Here is a 26,684-nt window from a genome sequence, read left to right as displayed (position 1 = left end):
CGATCGCTCAATATCCATTCAATCCAATGACACCTTTGAGCTTAGCATCCTTCCAATTGGCACCCGTCAGGTTGGCATTCGCTAAGCTAGCCTGACCCAAATCTGTTTGAGTCAAGTTGGCATAACTCAGATTAGTATTTCCTAAATTGGCACCCCTGAGATCGGCACTGCTGAAATTGGTGTAACTCAGATTGGCTCCTGTCAAAATAGCATTCATCAGATTGGCACTTTCTAGATTGGTGCCAATCATCGACGCACCGCTTAAATTGGCAGACCGCAAATTCGCCCCGCGCAAGTTTACACCGCTCAAGTTGGCACCGCTCAAGTTGGCACTATCCAGATAAGCATCATGGAGATTAGCACCCGCCAAATTAGCGTTGGTGAGGTTGGCAAGCGGCAGTTTGGCATTGGTTAAGTCAGCATCGTTGAATTTAGCACCCGTCAAATTCGCACGATTGAAACCAGCACCCGTCAAATTCGCACCCGTCAAATTCGCACCCGTGAGAGTAGCACTTTGCAAATTAGCTGCTGTCAGCGATCCTTTTTGCAGATTGGCACCCGTGAGAATTCCACCATTCAAGTCAGCATTATTCAAAGAAGCCTGACTCAAGTCAGCATTGCTCAAGTTGACACTATCCATATTGGCAGTATCTAACTGGGCATTATTCAACTTGGCACCTGTGAGGTTGGCACCTGCTAAGTTAACAATTTGCATCTGAGCATCTTTTAGGTTTGCCCCGCCTAAATTGGCACCCGAAAGATTAGCTTCTATCAAATTGGCTTGTCCGAGATTTGCACCTGCTAACTGGGCAAAATTCAGTTGAGTTTGCGCTAGCTGGGCACGCTCTAGCTTAGCGCCCGTGAGGTTAGCTGCATATAAGTTTGCCCCCCGCAATTTAGCGTCTGTTAAATCAGCAACAATTTTATTTGCAGCCGCCAATTTTGCCTGTCTCAAGTTCGCCTTTTCCAAATTAGCGGCAGTTAGTTTGGCACCGTTGAGCTGGGCACCCTCTAGCTTAGCGCCCGTGAGGTCAGCAGCCGTCAAGTCGGCACCGTCAAGCTGGGCATTCCTCAAGTCGGCATTTCTGAGGTTAATTCCCCTGAGTTGGGCATCTTTCAGGTTACATCCAGGGCAAGTTTTCAGCGTCAGCAACTTCTGCACGTCTTTGGAGTTTGCCGCTTGGGCTGGGGTTGGTAAGCCAAGCGTTAACACTCCGACGACTGAAGTCGCGGCTAAACAAACCAAGCCCGTCTTCGCGGGCTTAAGGACAGCGAATTGATTAACTGGTTTTGGGTGCATGGGGCAGTTCTTCGAGCCGCGATTAACAACTAGTTAAGAGCCACGATACTGGATGCGGTAAATCCGGTTATTGGCTTCTTCCGTCAGCAGCAAACTCCCATCAGGTAGCACGAGTAAACCCACCGGACGCCCCCAGGTGGTTGGGACAGATGGGTTAAGCAGGAACCCGGTGAGAAAATCTTCATAGTAGCCCTGAGGACGCCCGTTAGAGAAGGGGGCAAAGACAATTTTGTAGCCGGTGCCTTGGTTACGGTTCCAGGAACCGCGAAAGGCGACAAAAGCGCCGTTGCGATATTTTTCGGGAAAGGTATTGCCGTCATAAAACTGCAATCCCAAAGCAGCCGAGTGGGCTTGGAAGAGAACGTCGGGCGTCTTTGTTTTTGCTACCAGGTCGGGACGTTTGCTCTTTCCGTTGACCAGATGACGCGGGTCAAGAAGATTTGGTGCCAGGTAGGCGTAAGGCCAGCCATAGAATTCTCCCTGTTGGATGCGGGTTAGGTAGTCGGGTACCAGGTCGTCGCCCAGTCCGTCTCGTTCATTCACGGCAGTATAAAGTTCGCCAGTGGTGGGGTGAAAGTCGAGTCCGACTGGGTTGCGTAAACCGTAAGCAAAAGTTTGCTGGTTGGAACCATCTAGGTTCATCACCTGTACAGAGGCACGGGGTATGGGTTCTTCTGAAGCGTTGGATGCCGACCCAATTGAGACGTAGAGCTTTTGCCCATCGGGTGAGGCAACGACGTTGCGCGTCCAGTGCTGGTTGTAGCCGCCGGGGGTTAAGTTAGCGATTTTTTCGCCTGTCCCGGTGAGTTGCTGTTGTCCTTGAGTGTAGGGATACCGCCGGACTTCGCCTGTGTTGCCGAGGAAGAAGTATCCGCCCGCAAAGGTCATGCCAAAGGGGATATTTACCCCATTTTGAGAACTGGCGAAGGTTTGGCGGACATCGGCGACGCCATCGCCGTTGGTGTCGCGCAGCAGGCGAATCTGGTTTTGTCGGGTTTCGGTGACTAACACGTCGCCGTTAGGGGTGAGTGCCAGCCAGCGGGGTCTGTCTAGATTGTCGGCAAAGACGTTGACGACGAAGCCAGCCGGGACGCGCAGGGCGGGGTTTTGCGGGATGGGCACCACGTTGGGCGAGTTGGAGGCACTGTCGCTGGCGTAGGGTTTGGGTAAGTTATTGAGGGTGATGCGAATCGGTTGGGGTGTGAGTGGTTCGGTTCGCACCACGTTTTTGGTCTGAGCCGCTTGGGAAAGCTGTTGGTTCGGCTGTGCCGGAGTTTCTGTCGGTTGCTCGGTTGGTTGGGTTGTCTGGGGGTCGAGGGATGCCTGAGTTGAGTCACAGGCGGCTGCTGTAGTCAGGATGAGCAGCAGCAGCAAGAAACGTATCGATTTCATGTCAACAATGTGGGAACTCTAATTCCAGGGTAGTCATTGAAGACTGGAGTGCGATCGCATCCTTAGCTCCAGATCGAGTATTAGTTGACCACTGCTGACCCTACAACTGTCCTTAGATATTATTTTTTGAAGTAATTATTAACCAATTTTTTTGATTCCCGCTCCACTTGCTCCATTAGAGTTTGCTGACTTTTCTCAGGTAAGGTTTTTAAAATGCTTTCATAAGATTCGTTAAATGTCTCTAATACATCATTTACGAACAATCGAAAAACTTTCTCCAGGCTTTTTGTATCTTTACCAGAAATTCGCCCTACTTTCGATATAGCATTAATCAATCTATTTTCTGTAACCAGTGCAAGCATCGCCTCCTTTAACCATTTTTCATCACTAAAATAGTTAGTAGCTGTTGCTGGTTTTTGGTTAGTCCATTTCTCTGCCTGATGAAATCGGCTTTCTTCAGCGAATTCTGGGATTTTTCTCTTCAAAACTGGTCTGATTCTTCCCTTGGGAGTATCTATATAGATTGACTTTACAGGTTTAATGACAATGCCTTCCGCTTTATTGCTAAATGACAATTTTGGTAAACCTAATAAGGCAGGGATGGTAGAATCAAACTCTATATTCTGTGCAAGCGCTTGTTCGTATTTCCCAATAAATAGCGGTTTCGCACCCAGCATTTCTACTTTATGAAATATTTTTAGCGCTTTCTCATAATCTATATAATCTCGTTTTGCAGCGCTACTATTTTCTTCAACAGCGATATCAAAAGCACAAAATTCAATTTTAGGTGAATAATATATGCCTGTTTGGACAGCCTGGACATTAGGAACAGCAGCTACATCAGGATGGGGATATTCTCCTCCAAACAATTCCCCATACACAGAAACTCTAAACGTTCCCTGACGTTCCGCCTGGATAATATTGAATATTTCTTTAACTTGTTGGGCTAATTTATATCCAAGTGTTTGATATCCAAAAAAGTCTTCGTCTGGCTGCAATAATTCTTTTCTCTTGGCAAACTGAACGTCTGATCCGTCTGCAATTATACAAAAATTGGCTCCGTGAATTTTTTCAGTTACCACCCAATCAGTTTTCTTGAAAGCGCGATAATCTGATTCTTTCAAATTCCAATTATTCGGATTTTCCGGTATTTTTTCATAGCTGATATGCGTCCAGCCGGTGAATTTGCCTTTTTGTTTGTCCATAGATTTTAGTTTTTTGGAAAGAAGCTGAGAGAATGCGATCGCTGCAAGCCAGCTTCTTTCAGAAGATATATAATTTAGCAATTCAGCGACTCGCGTTTGGCTTAACCCACCGAAACTGATAAGGTTCGCCTTTTGTACCCCAAACCTGATTTCCTGCGGCATCAAAAGCGCGATCTAATGTGTCCATGCCAGTAGAATGCAATACAATCCGATTTGTTACCTTGACAGCGCCTTTGTAGTCGCTGGGACAACCCGCCTCCGGTGTTTCGCCAACATATTTATCATCCTCACGCTTTAAGAATACGCTACACTTGGCAGAACCAACGTCGCTCAACTTGACAACGCGCTGGGCTTCTGGCTGACTGCACAAACCAATCAAAGCTTCTGGAGTTGGGGGTTTAAATGATTGCGATTCAATGCTTTGATTATCGGCAGCGGGGGCAATTTTCAAGAATCTCTGCCGATAGGGTTTGGCAAGATTCTGAGACATGGCTTGTTCTTGATAGAGAAAAACTGCCTGGGGATTTTGTTTAGTATCCTCGACACTAACTTTGCAAGTCGTCATTCTTACATTTGGGGCTTTTGGTTTGGCTTGCGCTTGTGCGGAAGTATCCATGACTCCCACTAAATGCGACACCACTTCCCCTACTTGCTGCTGAATTGGCAGCGATGCCTGAGTATTGGGTGGTTCCCCACAGGAATAAGCCGCTGTTCCAGTTGAAGAGACAAGGGCGATCGCTATCAAACTCCTAATTCTTGTATTCTTCACAATAGTCTCCTAGTGCTAATCAAAAACATAACGTTCGGCAACGCGCCAGTAGCGAGAAAAGCGTTTAAGGTCAATATATCCGTCGTATTTCACAAACGGCTCAACAGGTAACACTTCGATAGGCAGCGATTCCTTAATTTTGTCGCAAATGTGGGCAAACCGGGGGCTAGGACTTTCTGTTGTAACGATCCTATCGGCATTGTGTTCCTTGGCAAAAGCGATCGCTTCTCTAGTTCATCGTAGCTGCCCTCAAAGTCACAATGATCGTAGAGGGGGCATTGGCGACAATAGACGCCATCCGTGTAGCGTTCTAAGTTCTCCCGGTTGAAGAAATAGGGCTTTTGGCTAAAGGTACTCGCTTTCTCAAAGAAAATGGGTTTTTCGGAACTTACTGGATTGGTAAGCTAGCCGGAGAAGGCAAATCTTCTTCTAACAGCGGTGCGGGTGCTTCTTGCCGTTCCAAAAATTTACTCAAGGCGTAAGCCATATCTCCTCTCGTCATCGGATTTAGAGGGTTAATATTGCCTTGTTCATCGGTATTGGCAAATCCCTCATAAAGTGCAGTTGCCATCGATTTTTTAGCCCAATCCGGTATATTTCCTGAATCTGGATACTTTGCAAGAATTTTGGCAACAGTGTCAGTCGGAAACTGAAATACACCGTGAGCTTGGGCAAAGATGGATAAAGCTTCAGCGCGATTGATTTTTTGGTTGGGGAAAAACATATTTCCCCGATATCCCTTCATAATGCCAGTTTTTAAAACTGTCTGAATGTCGTTATATGCCCAGTAGGAAGAAGGTACATCTTGAACTGAAATAACTTCTTGTTGGGTGGCACCAGCTCGTTTATCAAGTTTAAAAGTCTTGACCAAAATTGAGGCAAGTTCTGCACGACTGATGAATTGTTCTGAATGAAACTGTCCATCTGGATATGCAGTCATTAATTTGGCAGCAATCACCTGTTCGATGGGATCGGATGGGGCGTCTGAAGCAGGTTGTGTTTGAGCATAAACAACGGCTGGAAAATATTGTAGAAGTCCCAATAGAGAAAGAGTGCCCAGGAGCTGACGCATAATTAAAACCACTTTTCAGTTGCTAACTTCACTGTACAAACACTGTAACCAAATCTTCATCGCCCATTCGGGTTAATCAATGCGAGGTTCTTAGCGCAACAGCGATCGCTGCGCCCAACCCTAGACGACCCAAACCTCTCGAATTATTAACTTCCTTAGAAATATCCAGATTAGCAACTGAATAGCTGTGTCATAATTACAATCCTTAGATATCAAGTTCTTAACTAGGTGTAGCTTACCCACTTTGCCTTTATGAACTTTCACAGCGAAAACAGAAATTCCTACTCCTAAGCTGGTGAACTAGGATGAGAAAGGACAACTGGGAAGAGAAAGATGGTGTCTCGGAAAAGGCGTACACCTACTTCGTTTTATCAGCTGTCTATTGTTTGCCGGAGCAGGCTACTCGCTCTGGCGGATGCCGCTAACTGCAACTGCTCGCGTAGCGGTTGCATAGAATCGTTCAACCTGCGTTCGTTCTCTCACACATGAGCAACTTTCCAGACTTATCCAGCCACGGTTATCAGGTCGTCCGAGAATTAGGACACAACCGCGCCGGTGGTCGAGTAACCTACCTGGCGCTCAATCTGAAAACACGGCAACCCGCCGTCATTAAACGGTTTCAGTTTGCTAAAATCAACGCCACCTGGTCAGACTACGACTCCTACCAGCGCGAAATTCAAGTGTTACAGGGGCTGAATCATCCCGGAATCCCCCGCTACCTGGATTCCTTCCAGACATCCGATGGCTTTTGTATGGTTCAGGAGTATAAAAAAGCACCGTCTTTAGCCGTGCCCCGTAGCTTCGACCCCGATGAAATTAAGAAAATTGCGGTCTCTTTATTAGAAATTCTCGTTTATCTGCAAAATCGCATTCCCACTGTTATCCATCGAGATATTAAACCCGAAAATATCTTGGTCGATGGCAACATCAATGTTTTTTTAGTTGATTTTGGTCTGGCTCGAATTGGGGATGGCGAAGTGACGATGAGCAGCGTGGCAAAAGGAACTTTAGGGTTCATGCCGCCCGAACAATTATTCCATCGTCAACTCACTGAAGCCTCAGATTTATATAGTTTGGGAGCAACGCTGATTTGCTTACTAACTGGAATCAAATCTGCTGAAATTAGCCAGTTAATTGATGATGATTATCGCCTTAATTTCAAGCATCTCGTTCCCAAACTCAGTCTGCGGTGGATTGACTGGTTGCAAAAGATGGTGGAAATCAAACTAAAAGACCGCTATCCTAACGCAGCGATCGCTTTGGAAGCACTCAAGCCTATTTATGTTATTCGCGTACCAGAAGCAAAGCTGAGTAAACCCATCCTAGAATTTAAGGCAAGAAAATTAGGTGAAAGGGTGACTCAAACAATCGCAGTTACGAACTCGATTCCTGATACCCTTCTGGAAGGAAATTGGCAAGTGGCACCGCACGAAAGCGATCCACCCCATACACCAGATACTCACACTTGGATTTCTTTTGATTCAGTTAAGTTTGAGAGCAATCAGGCGAAGTGTAAAATCAATGTGAATACCAGCCGATTGATGGCAGATAAAACCTACGAGCGTCATCTGTTATTACACACAAATTCTCTGCCAGAAACTCACGATATTACTGTTAAGATTCAGACTGCGCCAGTTCCGATTGCGAACAAAAAACTACCTTATATTGCTCTCGCTTTACTGGTGACACTTGCTGCCTCGGCGGCTTGGGTTGAGGGAATAGCTTGGGGCGGAACGATTGCCCAAGTTGGGGCGATGGGTGTGGTAATGGCTGGGTTTGTAACTCTGTTTGTCGCTGCATTTGGTGTGGCAGCGGCGGCTACGGCGGCGGCTGGGGCTGTGTTCGTCGCTAAGCTTCTATCCAGGTATAAAATTAAGTTTGCGGGTGTAGACGCGGCTGTGGCTTTGTTGGTGGCGGGAATTGTCGCTTTTTTTGTGACGGGGTTTGGCGAGCAATTTAGAGCGGCAAATTCGGCGGCGGTTGGGTTTGAAGCTGTGGATTTTGCTGTATTTATGGCTGGATTTGGGGCACAGAGTCTGGCAGTTAGTTGTTTGAAAAGAGGATTTAGTACCAATCTAGCGATTGGGGTGTCGCTATTAGCAATGGCGTTAGGCATGACTTTAGGAATTGGCTTCCAAGTTGGATTGCTAAATCCTTTGGTGATGGGCGCTGTTTTGGCAGTTGGTTTACCTTTGGGAACAATCTTGTTTTATCCCCCTTTTGAGCGGGCAAGGTTGATTGGTAACTATCGCAAGTTTGAGCAACATTTGATTAAGCCGTAGTCAGGCAATTTGACTCACGCCGCGTGCAACTTTTTTTCAGTGAGTTCGGTAGTTATCCCCAATTTATTGGGAAACTAACACAAGTTGCACATCGCGTTTTTATATTATGTCCGGTTAATTAACCCATAATTAACCGGCAATCGGAACCCCACCTCCAGCCCTCTCTGTTCGCAACTATGCCTTACCCATAAGTCGCAAAACGAGTGTAGGGAGGGGGGTTGAGAAGTATTCATTTAGCACATCGAAGCAAAGCTATTACAATTTATTTAAAGAAGCCCGGATGAGTTGGAAGAAAGCTCAAATGCACAATCCCAAATATGACTCACAATTAGTTGCCTTAAAAAAAAGAAATTTGTGAACTATTGGAGGGGCAACCAGGGGAAATAGAGGCAGGAGAGCTAGTTTTATTCAGGACTTACGCAACATCACCACATCTCAGAGCAACCACAAGGGGATTGAACCGACAAGAACGCTATATGTATAAGCTTTGCGTAAGTCCTGTTATTGCTGGAAGTTAGATTTCCTATAAATTGTCTTGCAACGGGGTTGGGGAAAGCCAGAGGAAGCCGCTTATAAATGGGGACGGCCTCATTCAGGCAGCAAGTATATTCATGCAGTGAATCCTGGCAATCGTCCTATTTGTTAAGGCTGGTGGTAATACCATTGACTAAAGAATAATTGTATGTTTATACACATATCTCAGCATTTGGAGAGCGATCGCACAAATCAGAAATATGTTCCCAAATATTTATGATAAATTAATCCTCCAATTACTCCGCCCTGCGCGTCCCAAAAACTGCCTCAGATATGACCAAAAATATTTCGGACTCAATTGTTTGCGTGATTATATAGCGATCGCGCAGTGAATCCTGCTTTAAGATGTAAGCTTAGAGGTGCTTTAATCCAATGCGATCGCACTTCTACTCTTTGCCATAGTCCTGTTGTCCGTCAGCATCAAAACAAATTTCACAGCCAGCTCTTGTTAATCCGTCTTATCTAGAGCTGCCAGCCGGATGCTACTGCATACAGCTTTAAGCTCATCCTTTGATTGATTAATAGTTTTAATCGCTCTAACTTTCACTAGCCTTGTTAGGATACAATTGTCGGCTGAGTAAGAACTGCCAGATGCTGCCTCTTGATAAGCGAGGAAATAGTCTACACTGCAAGGACTCGCTTCTGGGGGCGACTAATACACCTGCCTCCAAAACAACCTTATTACCACTCTCCTACACGAGCCTCTTATGGAAACTAGAGAATACACAGAAGATATAGATTTTAAGAAATACTGGCTTATCCTCAAACGGCGTTGGCTACCCGCCACCACCGTCTTTGTATTTACAGTTACACTAGCTACCGCATTTGCGTTCTTAAAAAAGCCTACCTATGAAGCCGAAGGAAGGCTTTTGTTTAAGAAGCAAAATACGACTTCTGCCTTAGTCACAGAGGCAGGAGCAAAAATCGGACAGTTGGAACCGCTAAACGTCTTGAATACCCCTCTGGATACAGAAGCAGAGATAGTCCGTTCTGAGCCTCTGATACAAGAGACGATAAATTCCCTAAAGCTAAAAGACCAAAAGGGAGACCCCCTAAAAACTATTGATTTCCTAAAACAGCTTACGGTAAAAGGTATCAAAGGAACCGATGTTTTGCAGATATCCTTTAAAAGCAAAGATCCCGAAGAAGCTGCAAAGATAGTCAACAAAGTTATGAGTCTGTATCGCGAGAAGAACATACTTAATAACCGCGCTCAAGCAGCTGCGGCTCGCGAATTTATTACTCAGCAGCTACCCAAGACTGAAGCTAATGTTCGTCAAGCAGAAGCAGCTTTGCGTAGTTTCAAAGAACAAAATAACATTGTAGCTATAGAAGAAGAAGCCAGCTCAGCTGTAAAAGCGATCGCAGAGCTAGACAGCAAAAAAGCTCAAACTCAGGCTGAACTTGAAGATGCAACTGCTAGAGTCGCCGCCTTCCAAAATAAGATAGGTCTGAATTCACAGCGGGCTATGACACTAAACTCGCTTAGTCAATCTCCCGCAGTTCAGCAAGTGTTGATAGAACTCCAAAAAATTGAAGGCGAGTTGACAGTCGAGCGCACCCGTTTTCAGGATGAAAACCCCAAAATAATTAATCTCGAAAGTAAACAAGCGGCATTAAAAGCTTTACTACAGGAACGAGTAACGCAGGTTGTTGGCAGTAACCAACAAGTGTCCGGAGAAAATTTACAAATTGGTGAATTTGAACAAAAACTAACCGCAGAATTAGTTAATGCAGAGGTGCAACGCTTAGGTTTGGCTAATCAAGTCGGTTTTCTATCTCGCGCTCAATCTGCATACAAACAAAGAGCTAACATTTTACCCAGATTGCAACAGGGTCAGCGGGATTTCCAACGGCAAGTAGAAGCCGCACAATCTACCTATCAAATCCTTTTGAAAAATCTTCAAGAGGTACAAATTGCGGAAAATCAAAATGTAGGCAACGCTAGTTTAATTGCCGCCGCTACAGTTCCAGAAAAGCCCGTAGGTACTCGCAAGGTAATAATCCTAGCTGCCGCAATTGTGGCAGGCAGTCTGCTTTATGTAATTACTGCTTTCCTTGTAGACCTGAAAGATCCAACCATCAAAACTGCCAAGGAGGTGCGGGAGTTATTTAAATATACCGTCTTGGGAATGATTCCTTCTTTGAAGAAAAAAGTTACTTTTCGCAGTAAGAAACTAGAAGGAATTGTTCCGCAGCTTCCTGTTAGAGATAATCCACATTCGGTTATCAGTGAAGCTTACCGAATGCTTCAGGCAAACTTGAAGTTTCTCACTCCAGATCAAGAGCTGAAAGTCATTGCGGTGACAAGTTCTGTTTCTAAAGAAGGCAAGTCTACGGTTTGTGCCAATTTGGCTATAGCTATGGCTCAACTGGGAAGACGAGTTTTATTAATAGATGCGGATCTGCACCATCCCATGCAGCATCATATCTGGGACTTGACTAATGCAATTGGTCTGAGCGATGTCATCGTTAATCAAGCTGAGTTTGAGATGGCTGTGCGAGAAGTGATGGATAACCTGGATGTGCTTCCTTCTGGGGTGATTCCTCCTAATCCATTGGCTCTTGTTGACTCAAAGCGGATGGCTGCATTAATTGAAGATTTTTCTAAAAACTACGATTTTATAATCCTTGATACGCCGCCAATCGTTCTGGTGGCAGATGCTCTAGCAGTGGGCAAAATGACTGATGGTATTTTATTGGTAGTCCGCCCAGGCGTGGTTGATACTGTCAGTGCTGCTGCTTGTAAGCAATTTTTGGTGCAATCAGGTCACAAGGTTTTGGGTTTGGTAGTCAATGGTGTGATTGTGGAAAACGAACCTGATAGTTATTTCCACCATGCCAAGGCATACTACAAGGAAGATGCCACTACGCCGAAAATGCTGACCGCTAAGACACCAAAAAATAGCGATCGCTCTTAAACGGGCATTCGTAAATACTTCTAGCTCGAACCATAAGCGTACTGTTGTAGGGACGTTCTATACGCTTATGGCAAATCATCTTATCCTAACCGTATTAGGAGCAGTGGAAAACTTTTTTTACGGGAGAGGGGCGAGTCCCCTTTCCTGGCAAGGAAGGCAGCTAAGTTTATATACTTGCAGGACTTACGCAAAGCTTATACATATAGCGTTTTTTCGGGTTCAATCCCCCTGTGGTTGCCGGTGGCAGATGTGGTGATGTGCGGCGAGTCCTGACTTGCTTAAATGCCGTTACGTAGATCAGCCTCTCCCGATCGGAAACTCCAGCAAATTCGCTCCTTAGGCAGGCTGCTACTGCGGATAAACCAAGAAATATATCTTTTAATGAAGAATATTAAAAAAATTGCTTTTTTGTGTAGTGGATGTCAAATTACACTTTTAAATGCAGACTTCATTAGTAGTTTATATCCGATGCCTCAGAAAATTCATTGTAAAGTACAAAAGTACAATTTATACAAGAACGAGCTTATTAAGTAGTTCTACGGAGAAACCAAATCAGCCAGCAACTGTCCTAAGGAGGATTTTGTAATTTCCTACTTTTGATAGTAGTAGTAGCAGGTTCGATTTGGCATAATATTAGATTTGCCAAAAGCGTAGGAATGGCTTGACCAGGGTTTTTCGGCTTGGGGACGAAATTATAAGGCAATGTTAGATCGAGTGAATCTTTTGGCTTCCTAGAGTTTTAAACCTGATTATGAATTTGCCATGAAGTCAAGTATGGAATTTGAGAAGTCTCTGTGAAATCTGGCAAATTCAATTTACTTGCGTAGTGCTTTACAGTAATCTAAGCAATAACGCTGAAGAGAATCTCAGATTCCCAAGTAAGCTAAGCAATCATGCTGAAATAAATCTACTAACAGGCTGCTAAATTAATCTTTGTTGCTCAAAAAAAACCACCAGCACACCTAGCTATATATAGGTTTTATAATTATGCGTAAACCTGTTTTGACTATCTTCTACCAGTTCAATCCTAATGGCATTAGCATCGGGGGCATTCAAACAGTCATACGCACCTTTGTCAAATACGCTCCCAGCGAGTTTGAAATCCGGCTGGTAGGAACGGAGAATGATCCATCCCAACCCATAGGAGTATGGAGAGACACCCAGTTGGCAGGCAGAGAAATCCGCTTTATGCCCTTGTTTTTCATAGAAAACGATAACTTTAAAAAATTAGTACCAACCACTATTAAATATACGGCTGCCCTTTTGGATCGTAACTTGAGTTCGGATTTCATGCACTTTCACAGGCTGGAACCGACGCTTTTTACTCGCAACTGGTCAGGAGAAAAGACTCTTTTTATTCACAACGATATTCAAAAGCAGGTAAATTCTGCGGACAAGAAAGATGCTATTTTGTGGCAACGTTTTCCAGCAGCGTATTTTGCTATCGAACGCTATCTTGTAAGCCAGTTTTCCCAAATATTGTCGTGCAACACCGATTCGGTGCAACATTACCAGCAGCGTTACCCAGAAATAGCAGAGCGCGTTTCCTACGTCAAAAACACAGTAGATAACGAAATCTGCTACCCATTAACTGACGATGAACGAGAGGAAGGTAGGCGCACACTTGCACAACGGATGGGTTTAGCGGAAGATACGCGCTTTATTCTCTTTGCTGGTCGCCTTCACGCCCAAAAAGATCCCGTACTGCTAATCCGCTCCATTGCCGCCCTGAACGATGCAAATGTTCACCTCCTCATAGCAGGCGATGGAGACTTAAAGGATAAGCTACGTTCTGAGATTTCCCGCCTTGGATTGTCCGGACAGGTAACGCTGCTGGGTGCATTAGCCCAGGCAGAACTTGCACAGTTGCAACGTGTATGCAGTGTTTTTGTACTAACTAGCGCCTATGAGGGTCTTCCTATGGTCGTTCTCGAAGCACTTGCCAGCGGTACGCCAGTGGTGACAACCCAATGCGGGGAAACGCCAAATCTACTCACTGCTGAGAGTGGAGTGGTATGCCAGGAGCGCACACCATCGGCAATTGCAGATGCCTTGCGTAAGGTACTGCACAACAGTGGAGATTATCCAATCGAGGCTTGTGTTAAGGCTGCCGAACCTTACAGTGCCAAGACTGTCGTGGGTGATATCTACAGCAATATGTTAAGCCGCTGGCAACAGCGGAATTTATCTACCAACCAGATTAATCATAAAAGCTTTACCGGGGTTTCACAATGAAAATTGCCGTAATTGGAGCGAAAGGCTTGCCTGCTAAACAGGGTGGAATCGAGCATCACTGTGAAGAAATTTACTCGCGGGTGGTTGAACAGGGTCACGAAGTAGATTTGTTTGCTCGTTCCTCATACACCGGAAATGTTTCACTGAGTCACTATAATGTTCATGGTGTGCGGGTTGTTTCCATACCCAGCTTAAATGTCAAGGGAATGGATGCTCTGTTGAGTTCGGCGCTGGGAGCGATCGCTTCCAATGCGAAGCGTTATGATATTGTTCACTTCCACGCTTTAGGTCCAGCCCTCTTTAGCTGGATGCCAAAAATTGCCTCCTCGGCAAAAGTTGTTGTTACCTGTCATGGCTTAGACTGGCAACGTGCCAAATGGAACAAAGCTTCTAGCGACCTAATCCGTCGCGGCGAACGCGCTGCTGTCCGCTTCTCTGATGAGATGATCGTCGTCTCAGAGGAACTGCGCTCATACTTTAAGCAAACTTACGGTAAAGAGACAATTTATATTCCTAACGCACCCTCAAATATGGGTGATTCAGACCCTACTTTTGCTTATGGAACTTCGCTAGGTCTAGAACAGGGACGCTATATTCTATTTTTAGGTAGACTGGTGCCGGAAAAGTGTCCCGACTTACTCATCAAAGCCTTCCAAAATCTTCAGCAAGAAGGATGGAAACTCGTCATGGTGGGCGGTACCAGCGATACCAATGAGTTCACCTCGAAGATAACCGACATGGCGGCGAATAACAAGAACATAATATTCACAGGTGAACTTAGAGGTCCCCGTCTAGCAGAAATCCTTCGGGGCGCGGGATTGTTTGTACTTCCTTCTGAGTTGGAGGGATTACCTCTATCAATGTTGGAAGCAATGCAGGAAGGTGTTCCCGTACTCGGTAGTGATATTCCCGTGCATCAGCAATTGATCGGCAAAGACCGGGGGATGCTTTTCCAGGTGAAAAATGTAGACTCCTGCCTCCGCAGCTTGGAATGGGCAATCAATCACCAGAAGGAATTGGCGGTAATGGCTAAAAACGCCCAGAGTTATGTACAAGCAAACTATACCTGGAACCAGATTACTGCCGAAACGTTGAAATTGTACAACACACTCACCACGTTTGTGCCAGCAAAACCACCAATTCCAGTTTCAAACACTCCTGCCAAGGCTTAAGAGTGCTGTTGCATATCTAGATTGCAATATAACTTAATATTTTCCGTCAGTGGTAGGGACGCACAGCTATCTGTACGTCCCTACTATTTTTTGTATTTGAATTTCTTTTACCGAAAAATAGCCGTTAACACAGACTTAACCAATGTTATAAGCGCGACACGTATTTTTACACTCAATTACGTATGTACTAGCACCATTAAGTTATAAAACTTAGCTTTCAGGACAAATTAATCACGAACCCTTAAATTTACTGGTTGAAAATTATACTTAAAAGTATCCCCGTAGGTTTTCGGGTTTATAAAGAAGTTCTTTACAATTAATTCAAGAAATTCACTGATGTCAACGCCACGTACTGTTTTATATGCTAGAGGGGTAAACAAAGCTATTTATAAAAATGAACGCCTTTATCAAGAAACTAATTTCTCTGAGCATAATGTTTATCTTCACGGCTGCTGGTTTCGTAGTATTGGCATTTTCGGTAGTCTTGATGATGGTTGAATCTCTCGTCTCGCAAGTGTTGTCAGAAGTAACCGCACTACAAAATAATTCTTTAACAGAAAGTGTTACTAGCGCGGAAGAACCGTCTAGAGGTTCCCAAATCTGTTAAAGGCTAATGCCTTGGTACTTGGCGGATAAATTTGACCAATATTCAGGGGCGAATTGCGTGTACGGGCGCGGAAGATAAAGCAGCCTGCTCCTTGGAATCGTTAGGAGTTCCATAGTAGATGCCCCTGCCATTGGTGCCAATGAAGACCAAGCCAAACTGCTGCCAACTCGCCTCCATCACATTTGGCTCCCCACCGATGGGATTTTGGCTAGAACCGATGCTTATCCAAGTTTTGCCTCTGTCGAGAGAACGGAAGATTCCCTCGCCCAGACCAGAAATTTTTCCATACAAATAAAGCGCCGGAGTTGTACTTCCTGTCTGCGGTTTCCCGAAAGTAAACAAATGCGCCTTTTCTACTGAAGGCAACTTAGCGAAAGTTTTGCCACCGTCTGTGGAGTGGAATAAACCTTCCCAGTCTAGGCTGAGCCAGACTTCATCTTTCGCATCTGGAATTGTTTTTAGCGCATACTGAGCATATTGATCGATAGTTGGAATGGATGAGTTGACAACGCTGAAAGATGCACCTGTGTCAGTGCTGCGGTAAACTTTGCCGTCGCTGTAATAGTAAAAAGTATTGCCATCTACTTTATCCGCCACCAAGGGCTGACCCCAATACCACGGGCCTTTTGGACCATTAGGTAGTCCTGACACTGCACTCCATGATGCGCCGCCATCGGTGGTGCGTAGGGGTGGAGCAAGACTTACAGCTACAACAAACAAATTTGGGTTAGTTGCCGATATAGCTACGCGCAGTGGCATTGATGCCGGAAATGACGCAAACTTCTTCCATGTTAATCCGCCGTCTGTTGAAGTTGCTCCTGTATAAGTTGAGTTCCACCTCGAACCGCCAACGCGAACGAGGCGCAAAGGGTCGCTTTGGGAGTAGGCGATCGCGTAGGTGTCGCGATTGGCATTATTTATGGGAGAAATACCTTCAAACCTTTTGGCGGGAAAGGCGTTAAGTCCATTGTTGTGATAGAAACCGTCTACATCGGCTACCCCACTCAACAAGAGTGCGCCCTTGGGAGGTGCAGCTAGAGCAAAAGCAACTACCTCTTCGTGTCCTTGCTCATAGTTAGTCCAAACGACCGAATTGGCGTTGATATTGTCTGTCTGCCAAATTCCAAACCCGTCAGTTAACCATACTTTCCCTGGAACTTTTGGGTCAAACTCAATCGCGGAAGTCCACAAGGAAAACATGGAGTCGTCCCACCAAGGAACGGTATGCTTTATCGATGCCTTTAACTCTTTCCAAGTAACACCACCATCTGAGGTTCTGTAGATTTTAGTAGAGGTAGATTGACCTAAGGCTACCAGTACGTCGTTGGGTGTAAGAGGGTTAACGCTTAAAGCATTAAAAGCTGCTGGTTTTTTTTCTGGGGTGATGTTGCTCCAAGTTCCGTTTTGATACTTGCTAACCCCTGCCATGTGGGTTACATACAGAATACTGTTGTTAGCAACAGCCATTCGCTGTGCTTGTGCTGGACTTCCCGCTATTTTGCTCCACGTAACACCCGTGTCAGTGGACTGATAAATGCCGTCTCCGTAAACATTGGCATAGACTAAACCTGGTACTTGGTTGTCAAACACAATGCCCAAAATGCCAACGCTTTTGGTAAAAGTTGGGGAAAAAGAAGCGACTTTTGCCCATGTCGCGCCTGCATCCTCAGACTTCCACAGCCCATCGTGCCGCGAACCAAAGAAAATAACGTTGGAGTTGGCTGGATTGACAGCTAGCCTTTTTCCCGCCCAACGATGCTCGTCGTTGCTGTCCATCCCTAAGTCTATGTTTAGTTTAGTCCAGTTTTTACCTCGATCTGTGGACTTAAAGATTGACCCTTTGGGTTGCCACTGGGAGTATTTACCTGCTGCCATGTAGACGATATTTGGGTTGTTGGGATCTGTGGCGATCGCTTCTCCCCCGTAATATGTTTTCTCTTGACTTTTGAAGCTGTCATTTAATGGAATCCAGGTTTTATCTTCGGCATTCCAGCGATAAAAGCCACCAACGTCGGTTCTGATATAAACCAGATCCTTTTGTGCGTTGTGGGTGTAGACACCTGTTACAAACCCTCCGCCTCCTATCGACACGTTAGCCCAGCGATACCCATTTGCCCCAGCGACGTAGGAAGTTGGTGCAATCGGTGCGGACACAAGACCCGCGCCTACAATCGGCTGTTGGTTGCTACTAGCAGTACACCCAAGCATAATGCCAATAAAAACAGGAGCCACAGCCCGATGGAGAAGTTGTAATATCATGATTGACTAAATACTGGTACGATTACAGCCATTTTGCAGAGAATAATTGAGTTATCTACTCATAAATTTCAAGTTCTAATGAAAAATTATCAAGCCTTCCATAGCTCAATGCCAAATGTGTAAATATTAAGTGTCTTTATAAAAGCTTTAAACTTCGGGGGAAAATTCTCACGAATGCACGCTGTTGTCTGTGGTAAATTAAATTTGCTTGCTTAGCAAGAGATTGGCACCCAATTACAATAACTTTAACTGCTGCTGAGATATTTTTGCCAGTCTGTACTAGCATTATTGGCAATTGACTAATTTATTCTATGAAATATGCTGACGACCTGTAGAAGGCAGTCTACTGATACAGTAGCGACGAACCAAGGCAAACTGAGGAGAAAAATGTGCTGGAGCTGAGCCACCTGCTCAAAAAAATGATGAGCATTCTACCGATTTTCCCTAATTTTGCGCCGCTAAAGACTCCCAAGCTGCGATCGCTATCTATAAATCTCTTTTTCTGGAAGTCTTCATTGGTAGAACATCAAGGTTTTCCCGGCAATATTTGCTACTTCGAGGGACGACAAGCATGAGCTTAAAAACTCAAGTCATGCGGGGAGGAATCTACCTGGTACTGCGTCAGGGACTGGGAGTATTCATCAGTCTGGCGGGAGTGATGCTAGTTACCAAGGTCATCGGCCCAGAGAACTACGGACTGTACGCTGCCGCTATCAGTATATTTTTGTACCTTCAGATGCTCAGCCAGCTAGGCATTGAAGTTTATCTGGTGCGGCGGGAAGGGGAAGAAGAACTAGGAGTATACCACCAAGCTTTTACCCTGCTGCTATTGCAAGCGGTTGCCGGAATGCTTTTAGCTTTTTTGGCGCTTCCCTTAATAGAAAGCTGGGTGAACATCAAAGGGTTTCGCCCGGTAGCGCAAGTCTTGTTTCTGGGACTTCCCGTAGTTCTCCTCAATCAAGTACCGCTGGCTCGGCTAGAGCGGAATCTAGATTACAAGCGAGTAGCTTTAATTGAACTTCTCGGTCAATTATTTTACTACGTGATAGCCTTTCCAATGGCTTTTCGGGGAGCCGGAGTTTGGGCGCTGGTGGCTGGATGGTGGCTACAGCAAGTTCAAACTCTAGCACTACTCTACTGGAGTGCAGGCTATCGTCCCCGCTTTGCCTGGAACTTGGATTTAGTTAAGCAAATGTGGGGGTACAGCATGAGCTTCTCCGCATCAATTTGGGTGTGGCAACTGCGTACCCTAATCAACCCCTTGCTAGTAGGTAGGTTCGCCGGGGCGGAAGCGGTGGGATACGTGGCTTTAGCCATTCGCATTATCGAGATTCTTGGTTTTGTCAAGGCAGCAACCTGGCGAATTTCTATCGCTACCCTCTCCCGCTTGCAGGGGGACAAAGAACGCCTAATAAAGGCTGTAACTGAAGGCATGGGTTTACAGATATTAGCAGTGGGACCGCTGTTAGTCGGAGTTAGTTGGGTTGGTCCTTGGCTAATTCCTCTAGTATTTGGCGATCGCTGGCTTCCCGTAGTACAAGTTTATCCTTTTATCGCCTTGGGCTACCTGACCAACTCCCTGTTTAATATGCACTCCTCAGCACTCTACGTTCTGCGGCGAAACTGGGAAGTTACAGCCTTTCACGTCGTACACATGGCTCTTTTTGCGGGAGCAGCCTTTTTGCTTTTACCCCGCCTGGGATTAATAGGATACGGTTGGGCTGAGGTAGTAACTCTGGCGAGTTACCTTGTAATTCACTTCTACTTGGTGCGGGATATTGGCAACCCAGACTATCGACTGACTGGCTTGTGGTGGAGTGCTTTTGCTGCTGCTCTGTTTGCTTATCAGTTAGGATGGTGGGCGGCGCTGGGATTAGTAGTGGTGGCTTTGTTGCCCAGTACGCACCAAAAGCTGAGAGATTACATTAAAAGTATCAGGGGAGCAAAGTCTGAAGGCGCGTCTTGAAGTTAGCGCGATCGCAAGTACGGACTCTCAATGTTAAAAGTTATACCATTGGATTTTGGAATTGCAATTAAAATTGTGAAATCCTTTACAGACAAGGGTTTGTCAATCCAAAATCCAAAATGGTATTAGCAGCTCATCAGAAAATTCCGATTAATTTTCCTTCCTTATGTCACCAGCTCAAACTGTAAATCCCCTCCTAAACTTCGTTGAAAAAAGATTCGCCATTCTTACCCTGGTAGTCTTCACAGGTGTCTTGAATTTTGCCAGCTATTACAATGTGTCTGAGGGCGTACCAGGATACGGTTTTTACGTCTCGTCCTCCTTTGACCGTATGGTGTTACTGCTACAATATGGGATTTATGCGACAACTTTATTCTTTATTATTGCCCGGTTCAAAAGTGTTGTTCGCCCTGCTCTGAGAGACCCATTCTTATTAGTTTTGATAGGACTTATTGTCACCTCATTTCTGTGGTCTGATTTCCCAGCTATATCGAGAAAAGCTGGCATATTTACATTAATAACAACCTTATTTGGATTGTATCTTGCTTCCCGCTTTAGCTTAAAAGAGCAATTAAAAATAATAGCGTGGGCGTTGGGTATAGTTGCAGTATTTAGCTTATTGTATACGCTAGGTTTGCGAGGGGCAGGAATAGAAAATGGGACTCATTCGGGAGCTTGGCGAGGACCATTGTTACACAAAAATCTCTTTGCTAGGCTGATGCTTGTATGTGCGTTTCCTCCCTTACTCGCTGCTCTGGATCTTCGCAACAAGTACCGCTACCTTGCGTTTGGTGTTGCTGGTCTGGCAGCTGCTCTAATTATACTTTCAACTTCAAAAACTGCCCTGGTTATCTTTCTTACTCTGATAATTCTGTTACCTCTGTATAGAGCTTTGCGATGGAGCGATAACCTGGCAATTCCCTTGTTCATCACTTTGATATTAATAGGTGGAAGTATGGCTACATTTACTGTAGCCAGTTGGGACAATTTGCTGTTTAGTTTAGGGAAAGATCCTACCCTCAGCGGTCGTACAGAGATTTGGGAAGCTGTCATGCATAAAATTTGGGAGCGTCCTTGGTTTGGTTATGGGTATCAAGCGTTTTGGATAGAGGGAGGAGAGTCAGATTATGTGTGGCGCGTACTTCGCTACAGGGTGTATCAGGCTCACAATGGCTTTTACAATATAGGAGTAGAAATTGGTTTATTAGGAGCCTTGTTTTTTGTGCTTAGTATGGCTTTTGCTTATATACGGGCAATAAAATACGTGCGTTCAAGTAAAACATCAGAAGCTCTATGGCCTCTAATCTACTTAACGTTCTTGCCTATGTATAATTACACCGAGAGTACGATTGTTGAACCAAACTCTATTTATTGGGTTTTATTTGTCTCAATCACTTTCTCTTTAAGAAATGTCCAAGCGGTAAAAACTAGGAAAGAAAGCGAAAGATTCAGGGAAGAAACTGTTAGTCAAACAGGTATAGAAAGCTTTCCTTAATGTTTTTCGTACCCAGGTTGAGCCTGGGTACGCTGGAACGGGAGGTACCTCCACCCTCACAACCAAAAGACTTGCGGAGAATGTGAGGCGTAGCCTCACAGTAAGCATTTCCCGGCTCAGCCTGGGAACGAGATAACAAAATATCAGGGTAAGCTGGTTATGCATTTCGTCAGAGAAATTACTTTGTACTACCAATCAAAAATAGAGGGATTATTTCATGAATACCCAGATGAAGTTATCGGAAAATACGCAACAATTGCTCAATTGTCCAATTTGCCACTCAAAGTTAGAATTGGTCAAGGAGGAATTTGAATGTATAAATTCTGAGTGTAAAGCTCGTTTTCCTGTGGTTGATGGGATACCTGTTTTAATCAATGAGTCTTCAAGTATCTTTTCTTTTAGCGACTTTTTAAATCGTCAAGATACAACTTTCAATTTTCAATCCCAGTCAAAATTGAAAAAGGTTATTGCAAATCTACTTCCGGATATTCATGCCAATATCAAGGGAAAAGCAAATTATAACCAGTTTTTAAAGGTGGTGATGAAGCAGAATGAAAAGCCTAAGATTTTGGTAGTTGGTGGGGGTATAGTGGGAGATGGAATGGAAGCTGTTTTTTCCAATCCCGATCTGGAAATTGTTAGCAGTGATGTTTCTTTTGGTCCTTGTACAGCATTAATCTGTGACGCTCACGACATACCCTTTGCTGATAACTCGTTTGATGGGGTAATTGTACAAGCTGTACTCGAACACGTTCTAGATCCGAACCGATGTGTAGAAGAAATTTATCGGGTACTTAAAAAAGGTGGAGTAGTTTACGCAGAAACTCCCTTTATGCAACAAGTACACATGGGAAGATATGATTTTACTCGCTTCACCCATTTAGGACATCGCCGTTTGTTCCGCAAGTTTGAAGAAGTTTCTAGTGGCGCAGTGTGTGGTCCGGGAATGGCATTAGCTTGGTCATATCAATACTTTCTTTTGAGTTTCGTGAAGTCTGATGCGGCAAAATCTGCGGTGAAAGCTTTTACCAGGTTGACTTCCTTTTGGTTAAAATATTTTGACTATTTCTTAATTGATAAGCCCGGTACATTTGATGCAGCATCAGGATATTATTTTATTGGGACAAAGAGCGATCGCGTTCTTTCTGACCGAGAATTGCTTAAACTCTACAAAGGTATACAATAGAGTTTTTGCTCATTAAGATTAGTAAAAATTTATTGCCGGATTTAAGATGTCTAATGTGGCAATTTTTCTCACCTCCCTGGAAGGTGGTGGCGTTGAAAGAGTGCTTGTTAATTTGGCTCGTGGTTTTATCGAGCAAGGTTTAAGCGTAGACTTAGTTTTAGTTAAGGTCGAAGGACCTTTTTTGTCTTTGGTTCCGCCAGAAGTAAACATCATAGACTTGCAGGGTAAGCGGCTAATAACCAGTCTTCCCGCGCTGGTACGCTATCTAAAAGAAAACAAACCGCAAGCTTTACTTTCGGCTTTGGAAGATACAAACTTGGTGGCTTTGTGGAGTCGAAAAATAGGTGGCGTATCTACTCGAATGGTAGTTAGCGTGCATAACACTCTTTCAATAGAGTCTCAAAATTCAACTCAACTCAAAAGGCGAATTTCACCTTATTTGGCACGCTGGTTTTACCCGTGGGCTGATGCAGTTGTTACAGTATCTCAAGGGGCGGCGGATGATTTAATAAAATTGGGTTTGTCTAAGGAACTGGTTAAAGTAATCTACAACCCAGTTGTTACCCCGGAACTTTTTAAAAAAGTTGCTGAACCTTTGGATCATCCTTGGTTTAAACCGGATTCACCTCCGGTGATTTTGGGTGTAGGACGCTTGGAAAAACAAAAAGATTTCCCAACGCTGATTCGCGCTTTTGCTCAAGTGCAGCAGCATCGTCCGGTAAAGTTGATGATTTTGGGTGAGGGAAAAGAACGACCCCAGCTTGAGGCTTTGGTGCAGGAACTAGGTTTAACAGAAGTTGTGGCTTTACCTGGGTTTGTGGCGAATCCTTATGCTTACATGGCTGCATCGGCGGTGTTCGTTCTCTCGTCTTTATTTGAGGGATTGCCTACTGTATTAATTGAGGCGATGGCTGGAGGAACCACGGTTGTTTCTACTGATTGCGAAAGTGGTCCTGCTGAGATTTTAGAACAGGGTCGCTATGGAAAATTAGTACCTGTGGGAGATGTTAAGGGTATGGCAGAGGCTATTATTAGCACTTTAGAGGAGCCTGCAAATTCTGAAGCTTTACGGCGAAAGGCTGCGGAATACTCTCTTTTAAACGCTCTAGCAGCGTATCGGCAGGTGTTGAATGTTAATTAACGGGATTTTATTTCTTTGTTTCTACTTTAATTAGAAAAAATTTGTAGGGAATGGTTGAGGAACGATCCCCAGTAAGGAACGTTGGGTTTCGTTCCTCAAGCCAACCTACAGATTCAGTAATTTTTGAGAGGGAAGAAAGTAACATGACGACGGATGAAATTTGAAAATATTGAAGAGGCTAAAGCATGAACAATAATCCTAAAGTTAGCATTCTCATCAACAACTACAACTATGCTCGTTTCTTGGCGGAAGCGATTGACAGCGCTCTCAACCAAAGTTATTCTCACACTGAGGTAATTGTAGTAGATGACGGTTCTACTGATAATTCACGGGAAATTATTGCCAGTTATAAAGATAAAATTACCCCAGTGCTAAAGGAAAATGGGGGACAAGCTTCGGCTTTTAATGCTGGTTTTGCCGCGAGTACTGGAGATATTATTTGCTTTTTAGATGCTGACGATATCTATGTGTCAGAAAAAGTGGCAGAAGTTGTAGATGCGTTTAGCGATCGCGCAGATTTAGGATGGTGTTTCCACTCGCTTAAGTGGGTGGATGCTGAGGGTAAACCTTCTCTTACTAAAAATGGCAATGAAGCTGCATCTATTAGTAAAAAAGGTGATGAAAATCCCAAACGCGAATACGATCTGCGAGAACACATAAAAAAGGGCAAACTGAAGGATAAATTAGACGATCTTCCTTCTACCACAGCTCTTTGCTTTAGGCGATCGCTTCTACAGCAGATTTTACCAATGCCTGAAGCCAAGAGAATTGGTCTTAATGATGGTTATTTGGAATTTACTGCAATAGGACTGAGTAAAGGGCTAATTTTTGATAAAGAATTAGCTCTTTATAGAGTACATGGCTCTAACGCCTATTCCATGAGGAAGGATAAACAAAAGGTGCAAGCCAGAATAATTGTCCTTACAGCTTATTGGATAAAGAAGAAATTTCCATCGCTTTCTAAGTTTACCAATAACTTGTTGGCAACAGGTTTGGGTATGTATAGCCGTTCTGGAGGAATTGAGGAGGAATGTCAAGAATTTGTCAAAAGTTATTTATCTTCGGTGACGCTACGAGAGAAAATTGAAATTTATCTGAGAGCGCTTTACAATTACCTGAAGAATACTAAATTTTAGGTAAGTTAATCAATACTCCGTCCAGACTGAATATTACTGATAAATTGCTACCGATAAAACTCTAGGGGCGCAAAGCTTTCCGCCCCTACAAAGTTTCACGGGAGGCAGAGCCTCATTGATGAAAAAGCGTCTTAAGTAGAGGGAACCAACCGTTTCCGCAAGGATTCGGCGCGGCGCTTGGCGGTGGCATTGTCAGGCTCGCGCTTCAGCGCTTCCTCATAGCTTTCCAACGCTTGAGCGGTTAACTTCTTCTTCTCGTAAACATGACCCAGATTATTGAGCGCCGTGACATAATCTGGAACTATCTTCAAGGCTTCTTTGTAGTTGCGAATCGCTACGTCGTACTGCTCTTGCGAGAAGTAAGCAAAGCCCAAGGCATTGTAGATAGGCGCGAGAGTTTCTTCGCCAGCATCCTCAGCTTTGAGAGCTTTTTGAAGCAGCGAGATCGCCTGCGTGTAAAGTTTTTTATCTAAATAGATGCTGCCCAGTTCGTAATACTCTTGGGTTGTGCATTTGTCGTTTTGCAGCTTATTTTGCAGCCGGGAGAGGACACTTTCAACTTTGCGGGTTTTGAAAACCTGGCGCACAACTGCCCAACCGGCAACGGCAAGCAGTGCCAGCAACAAGGAAAGATAAAAAATTGCCAGAGAGTTATCCATTGCCCTTCAAATACAGAGATTAATTTGCCTTCTCTATTCATTATGGGACTTGGTTGCGGCAGAGGAGGATCGCCACAGCTGCCCTAGCGGAAGTTTTCTACAATCGGTTGGTATCGCTCTGGGGTAGTCCCCAATACTTAACCCGTTCCTGTAGCCAGCCTTCTCTCTTCCAACGCGCGATCGCATCATTCACCCGTTGCCGCAACTGAGTGTACTGTAACCCTTTGGGCATCACCACCGCTAGCGGCTCTCCTGACAAGCGTACTGGCAGCAGTCGGTACTGGGGATATTCCTGCACCCAGCCGCACAGAATGCTGGCATCGGCGGCAAAGGCATCGGCGTCACCTGATTCTAGGAGCATGAGCGCCTGTTCGTAGGAATCGACGCCAATTAGCTGAACTTGGGGGATAAGATAGCGCACCGTAGAAATCGTATCCGATCCTTTCAGAACGGCGACTTTTCTCTGTTGCAGATCGTTAAGCCTTTGTAAGGATGCGTCCTGGGTGACTAAAGCGGTGCCGTCTAGGTAGTAGGGAATGCTGAAGTTGACCAAGCGATCGCGCGAAGAATTTTCTGTCACCCTAGCGATCGTCAGATCGACCGTTCCATCCAGCACTACCGAGAGCCGATCTCGATTCGCCACCGGCTGCAACTTTACAGCATCGGGTTTATCCAGAAGTTCTACTGCCAAACGCTGGGCAATGTCAATTTCCAGCCCTTGCAGTTTGCCTTCCCCATCCCGAAAAGCCAGGGGACGGACATTGTCTTTAACTGCAACAATTAGGTAGCCGCGCTCCACAATCTCTTTTAGCTCGGCGGCAACCGCTAAATTTGGCGTTTTTATACTGGCAAAGAGCAAAAGAAAAAACATTCCCAGGCGGTGCCTGGGAACGAGAGAGAGCGGCAACAGACGAGTGGCGAGCTTCATCTTTCATCCCACCCTTCGGGAAGGGCAAAGCCCTACATCCTTCATCCTTTACCCTTGAGCCTGTGTAGCTAGTTGCAGCACTTTGTCAAAGCCAGCTGGATCGAGAACAGCCATCTGCGCTAGCATCTTGCGATTAATCTGGACATTCGCCTTTTTCAATTTGCCTATCAGCTGGCTATAGCTAATGCCGTGCTGACGTGCTGCGGCGTTGATGCGGACGATCCAGAGGCTGCGGAAATCGCGCTTGCGCTTCTTGCGATCGCGGTAGGCGTTACGCAGCGCCTTCATTACCTGTTGATTGGCTGTCCGGAACAAAGTTGAGTGGGAACCTCGGAAGCCTTTGGCTAGTTTGAGAATTTTTTTGCGGCGTTTGCGAGCAACGTTACCGCGTTTTACCCGTGTCATGGCTAATTATTAGTTGTTAT

20 protein-coding genes and 3 pseudogenes are annotated in these 26,684 nt (G+C 45.0%); 12 read left to right on the top strand and 11 right to left on the bottom strand.

Going from position 1 to position 26,684, the window contains the following annotated elements:
* Positions 1-7: 7 nt before the first annotated feature.
* The 7 genes and pseudogenes from ACFW2W_RS23805 to ACFW2W_RS23775 form a co-directional block, all read right to left on the bottom strand.
* Complete coding sequence (locus ACFW2W_RS23805) at positions 8-1,300, bottom strand: pentapeptide repeat-containing protein (protein ID WP_378184161.1); 1,293 nt, start codon at positions 1,298-1,300, stop codon at positions 8-10.
* 33 nt (positions 1,301-1,333) lie between these two features.
* Positions 1,334-2,692 carry a PQQ-dependent sugar dehydrogenase gene (locus ACFW2W_RS23800; protein ID WP_378184159.1) on the bottom strand — a complete coding sequence of 453 codons (1,359 nt, stop codon included), beginning with the start codon at positions 2,690-2,692 and terminating at the stop codon, positions 1,334-1,336.
* 119 nt (positions 2,693-2,811) lie between these two features.
* On the bottom strand, positions 2,812-3,897 hold the full coding sequence (locus ACFW2W_RS23795; protein WP_378184157.1) for an RNA ligase family protein: 1,086 nt from the start codon (positions 3,895-3,897) through the stop codon (positions 2,812-2,814).
* 82 nt (positions 3,898-3,979) lie between these two features.
* Complete coding sequence (locus tag ACFW2W_RS23790; protein WP_378184155.1) at positions 3,980-4,666, bottom strand: chromophore lyase CpcT/CpeT; 687 nt, start codon at positions 4,664-4,666, stop codon at positions 3,980-3,982.
* Between the two features lie 15 nt (positions 4,667-4,681).
* Positions 4,682-4,897: pseudogene (locus ACFW2W_RS23785) on the bottom strand (hypothetical protein); the annotation flags it as partial.
* A pseudogene (locus tag ACFW2W_RS23780) lies at positions 4,873-5,025 on the bottom strand (deoxyribodipyrimidine photo-lyase); the annotation flags it as partial. The pseudogenes ACFW2W_RS23780 and ACFW2W_RS23785, both read right to left, overlap by 25 nt.
* 29 nt (positions 5,026-5,054) lie before the next feature.
* Positions 5,055-5,738, bottom strand: coding sequence for an S-layer homology domain-containing protein (locus tag ACFW2W_RS23775; protein WP_378184153.1), 684 nt, complete (start codon positions 5,736-5,738; stop codon positions 5,055-5,057).
* A gap of 485 nt (positions 5,739-6,223) precedes the next feature.
* Between ACFW2W_RS23775 and ACFW2W_RS23770 the strand changes: the two genes are divergently transcribed.
* The 6 genes and pseudogenes from ACFW2W_RS23770 (at position 6,224) to ACFW2W_RS23745 (ending at position 15,380) form a co-directional block, all read left to right on the top strand.
* Positions 6,224-8,020 (top strand): serine/threonine protein kinase, encoded by a 1,797-nt coding sequence (locus tag ACFW2W_RS23770; RefSeq protein WP_378184151.1) that lies wholly within the window; start codon positions 6,224-6,226, stop codon positions 8,018-8,020.
* 241 nt (positions 8,021-8,261) lie between these two features.
* A pseudogene (locus ACFW2W_RS23765) lies at positions 8,262-8,430 on the top strand (IS630 family transposase); the annotation flags it as partial.
* Between the two features lie 831 nt (positions 8,431-9,261).
* Positions 9,262-11,475: a GumC family protein gene (locus tag ACFW2W_RS23760; protein WP_378184149.1), complete on the top strand. Its 2,214-nt coding sequence runs from the start codon at positions 9,262-9,264 to the stop codon at positions 11,473-11,475.
* A gap of 987 nt (positions 11,476-12,462) precedes the next feature.
* Entirely contained in the window at positions 12,463-13,710 is a 1,248-nt protein-coding gene (locus ACFW2W_RS23755; RefSeq protein ID WP_378184147.1) for a glycosyltransferase family 4 protein, read from the top strand.
* Complete coding sequence (locus tag ACFW2W_RS23750) at positions 13,707-14,882, top strand: glycosyltransferase family 4 protein (RefSeq protein ID WP_378184145.1); 1,176 nt, start codon at positions 13,707-13,709, stop codon at positions 14,880-14,882. Before ACFW2W_RS23755 ends, ACFW2W_RS23750 begins: the two co-directional genes overlap by 4 nt.
* 336 nt (positions 14,883-15,218) lie before the next feature.
* On the top strand, positions 15,219-15,380 hold the full coding sequence (locus ACFW2W_RS23745; RefSeq protein ID WP_378184143.1) for a hypothetical protein: 162 nt from the start codon (positions 15,219-15,221) through the stop codon (positions 15,378-15,380).
* Between the two features lie 151 nt (positions 15,381-15,531).
* Here ACFW2W_RS23745 and ACFW2W_RS23740 read toward each other — a convergent pair whose 3' ends face one another.
* Positions 15,532-17,748: a hypothetical protein gene (locus ACFW2W_RS23740; protein WP_378184141.1), complete on the bottom strand. Its 2,217-nt coding sequence runs from the start codon at positions 17,746-17,748 to the stop codon at positions 15,532-15,534.
* Between the two features lie 389 nt (positions 17,749-18,137).
* Between ACFW2W_RS23740 and ACFW2W_RS23735 the strand changes: the two genes are divergently transcribed.
* From ACFW2W_RS23735 to ACFW2W_RS23710, 6 genes are all read left to right on the top strand, one after another.
* A complete protein-coding gene (locus ACFW2W_RS23735; protein ID WP_378184139.1) occupies positions 18,138-18,323 on the top strand; it encodes a hypothetical protein in 186 nt (61 codons plus the stop codon).
* Positions 18,320-19,714 (top strand): oligosaccharide flippase family protein, encoded by a 1,395-nt coding sequence (locus tag ACFW2W_RS23730; RefSeq protein ID WP_378184137.1) that lies wholly within the window; start codon positions 18,320-18,322, stop codon positions 19,712-19,714. Before ACFW2W_RS23735 ends, ACFW2W_RS23730 begins: the two co-directional genes overlap by 4 nt.
* Before the next feature lie 166 nt (positions 19,715-19,880).
* A complete protein-coding gene (locus tag ACFW2W_RS23725) occupies positions 19,881-21,209 on the top strand; it encodes an O-antigen ligase family protein (protein WP_378184135.1) in 1,329 nt (442 codons plus the stop codon).
* A gap of 217 nt (positions 21,210-21,426) precedes the next feature.
* Positions 21,427-22,395 (top strand): methyltransferase domain-containing protein, encoded by a 969-nt coding sequence (locus ACFW2W_RS23720; RefSeq protein WP_378184133.1) that lies wholly within the window; start codon positions 21,427-21,429, stop codon positions 22,393-22,395.
* A gap of 46 nt (positions 22,396-22,441) precedes the next feature.
* Positions 22,442-23,536, top strand: coding sequence for a glycosyltransferase (locus ACFW2W_RS23715; RefSeq protein WP_378184131.1), 1,095 nt, complete (start codon positions 22,442-22,444; stop codon positions 23,534-23,536).
* A 185-nt stretch (positions 23,537-23,721) separates the two neighbouring features.
* Positions 23,722-24,672: a glycosyltransferase family 2 protein gene (locus ACFW2W_RS23710; protein ID WP_378184129.1), complete on the top strand. Its 951-nt coding sequence runs from the start codon at positions 23,722-23,724 to the stop codon at positions 24,670-24,672.
* A gap of 131 nt (positions 24,673-24,803) precedes the next feature.
* On the opposite strand, the gene ACFW2W_RS23705 is transcribed toward ACFW2W_RS23710, so the two are convergent.
* From ACFW2W_RS23705 to rplT, 3 genes are all read right to left on the bottom strand, one after another.
* Positions 24,804-25,331, bottom strand: coding sequence for a tetratricopeptide repeat protein (locus ACFW2W_RS23705; RefSeq protein ID WP_378184127.1), 528 nt, complete (start codon positions 25,329-25,331; stop codon positions 24,804-24,806).
* Between the two features lie 97 nt (positions 25,332-25,428).
* A complete protein-coding gene (locus ACFW2W_RS23700; protein WP_378184125.1) occupies positions 25,429-26,259 on the bottom strand; it encodes a transporter substrate-binding domain-containing protein in 831 nt (276 codons plus the stop codon).
* A gap of 48 nt (positions 26,260-26,307) precedes the next feature.
* Positions 26,308-26,664 carry a 50S ribosomal protein L20 gene (gene rplT / locus ACFW2W_RS23695; protein WP_378184123.1) on the bottom strand — a complete coding sequence of 119 codons (357 nt, stop codon included), beginning with the start codon at positions 26,662-26,664 and terminating at the stop codon, positions 26,308-26,310.
* Positions 26,665-26,684 lie beyond the last annotated feature (20 nt).

It is taken from the genome of Coleofasciculus sp. H7-2 (assembly GCF_042747725.1).
Classification (GTDB): domain Bacteria; phylum Cyanobacteriota; class Cyanobacteriia; order Cyanobacteriales; family FACHB-T130; genus FACHB-T130.
This window is presented reverse-complemented; position numbering and strand designations above follow the sequence as displayed.

Bases quoted from the DNA above. Each gene is read 5' to 3' on its own strand.
- ACFW2W_RS23805 (WP_378184161.1), bottom strand. From the start codon at position 1,300: ATGCACCCAAAACCAGTTAATCAATTCGCTGTCCTTAAGCCCGCGAAG.
- ACFW2W_RS23800 (WP_378184159.1), bottom strand. From the start codon at position 2,692: ATGAAATCGATACGTTTCTTGCTGCTGCTGCTCATCCTGACTACAGCA.
- ACFW2W_RS23795 (WP_378184157.1), bottom strand. From the start codon at position 3,897: ATGGACAAACAAAAAGGCAAATTCACCGGCTGGACGCATATCAGCTAT.
- ACFW2W_RS23775 (WP_378184153.1), bottom strand. From the start codon at position 5,738: ATGCGTCAGCTCCTGGGCACTCTTTCTCTATTGGGACTTCTACAATAT.
- ACFW2W_RS23770 (WP_378184151.1), top strand. From the start codon at position 6,224: ATGAGCAACTTTCCAGACTTATCCAGCCACGGTTATCAGGTCGTCCGA.
- ACFW2W_RS23760 (WP_378184149.1), top strand. From the start codon at position 9,262: ATGGAAACTAGAGAATACACAGAAGATATAGATTTTAAGAAATACTGG.
- ACFW2W_RS23755 (WP_378184147.1), top strand. From the start codon at position 12,463: ATGCGTAAACCTGTTTTGACTATCTTCTACCAGTTCAATCCTAATGGC.
- ACFW2W_RS23750 (WP_378184145.1), top strand. From the start codon at position 13,707: ATGAAAATTGCCGTAATTGGAGCGAAAGGCTTGCCTGCTAAACAGGGT.
- ACFW2W_RS23745 (WP_378184143.1), top strand. From the start codon at position 15,219: ATGTCAACGCCACGTACTGTTTTATATGCTAGAGGGGTAAACAAAGCT.
- ACFW2W_RS23740 (WP_378184141.1), bottom strand. From the start codon at position 17,748: ATGATATTACAACTTCTCCATCGGGCTGTGGCTCCTGTTTTTATTGGC.
- ACFW2W_RS23730 (WP_378184137.1), top strand. From the start codon at position 18,320: ATGAGCTTAAAAACTCAAGTCATGCGGGGAGGAATCTACCTGGTACTG.
- ACFW2W_RS23725 (WP_378184135.1), top strand. From the start codon at position 19,881: ATGTCACCAGCTCAAACTGTAAATCCCCTCCTAAACTTCGTTGAAAAA.
- ACFW2W_RS23720 (WP_378184133.1), top strand. From the start codon at position 21,427: ATGAATACCCAGATGAAGTTATCGGAAAATACGCAACAATTGCTCAAT.
- ACFW2W_RS23715 (WP_378184131.1), top strand. From the start codon at position 22,442: ATGTCTAATGTGGCAATTTTTCTCACCTCCCTGGAAGGTGGTGGCGTT.
- ACFW2W_RS23710 (WP_378184129.1), top strand. From the start codon at position 23,722: ATGAACAATAATCCTAAAGTTAGCATTCTCATCAACAACTACAACTAT.
- ACFW2W_RS23705 (WP_378184127.1), bottom strand. From the start codon at position 25,331: ATGGATAACTCTCTGGCAATTTTTTATCTTTCCTTGTTGCTGGCACTG.
- ACFW2W_RS23700 (WP_378184125.1), bottom strand. From the start codon at position 26,259: ATGAAGCTCGCCACTCGTCTGTTGCCGCTCTCTCTCGTTCCCAGGCAC.
- rplT (WP_378184123.1), bottom strand. From the start codon at position 26,664: ATGACACGGGTAAAACGCGGTAACGTTGCTCGCAAACGCCGCAAAAAA.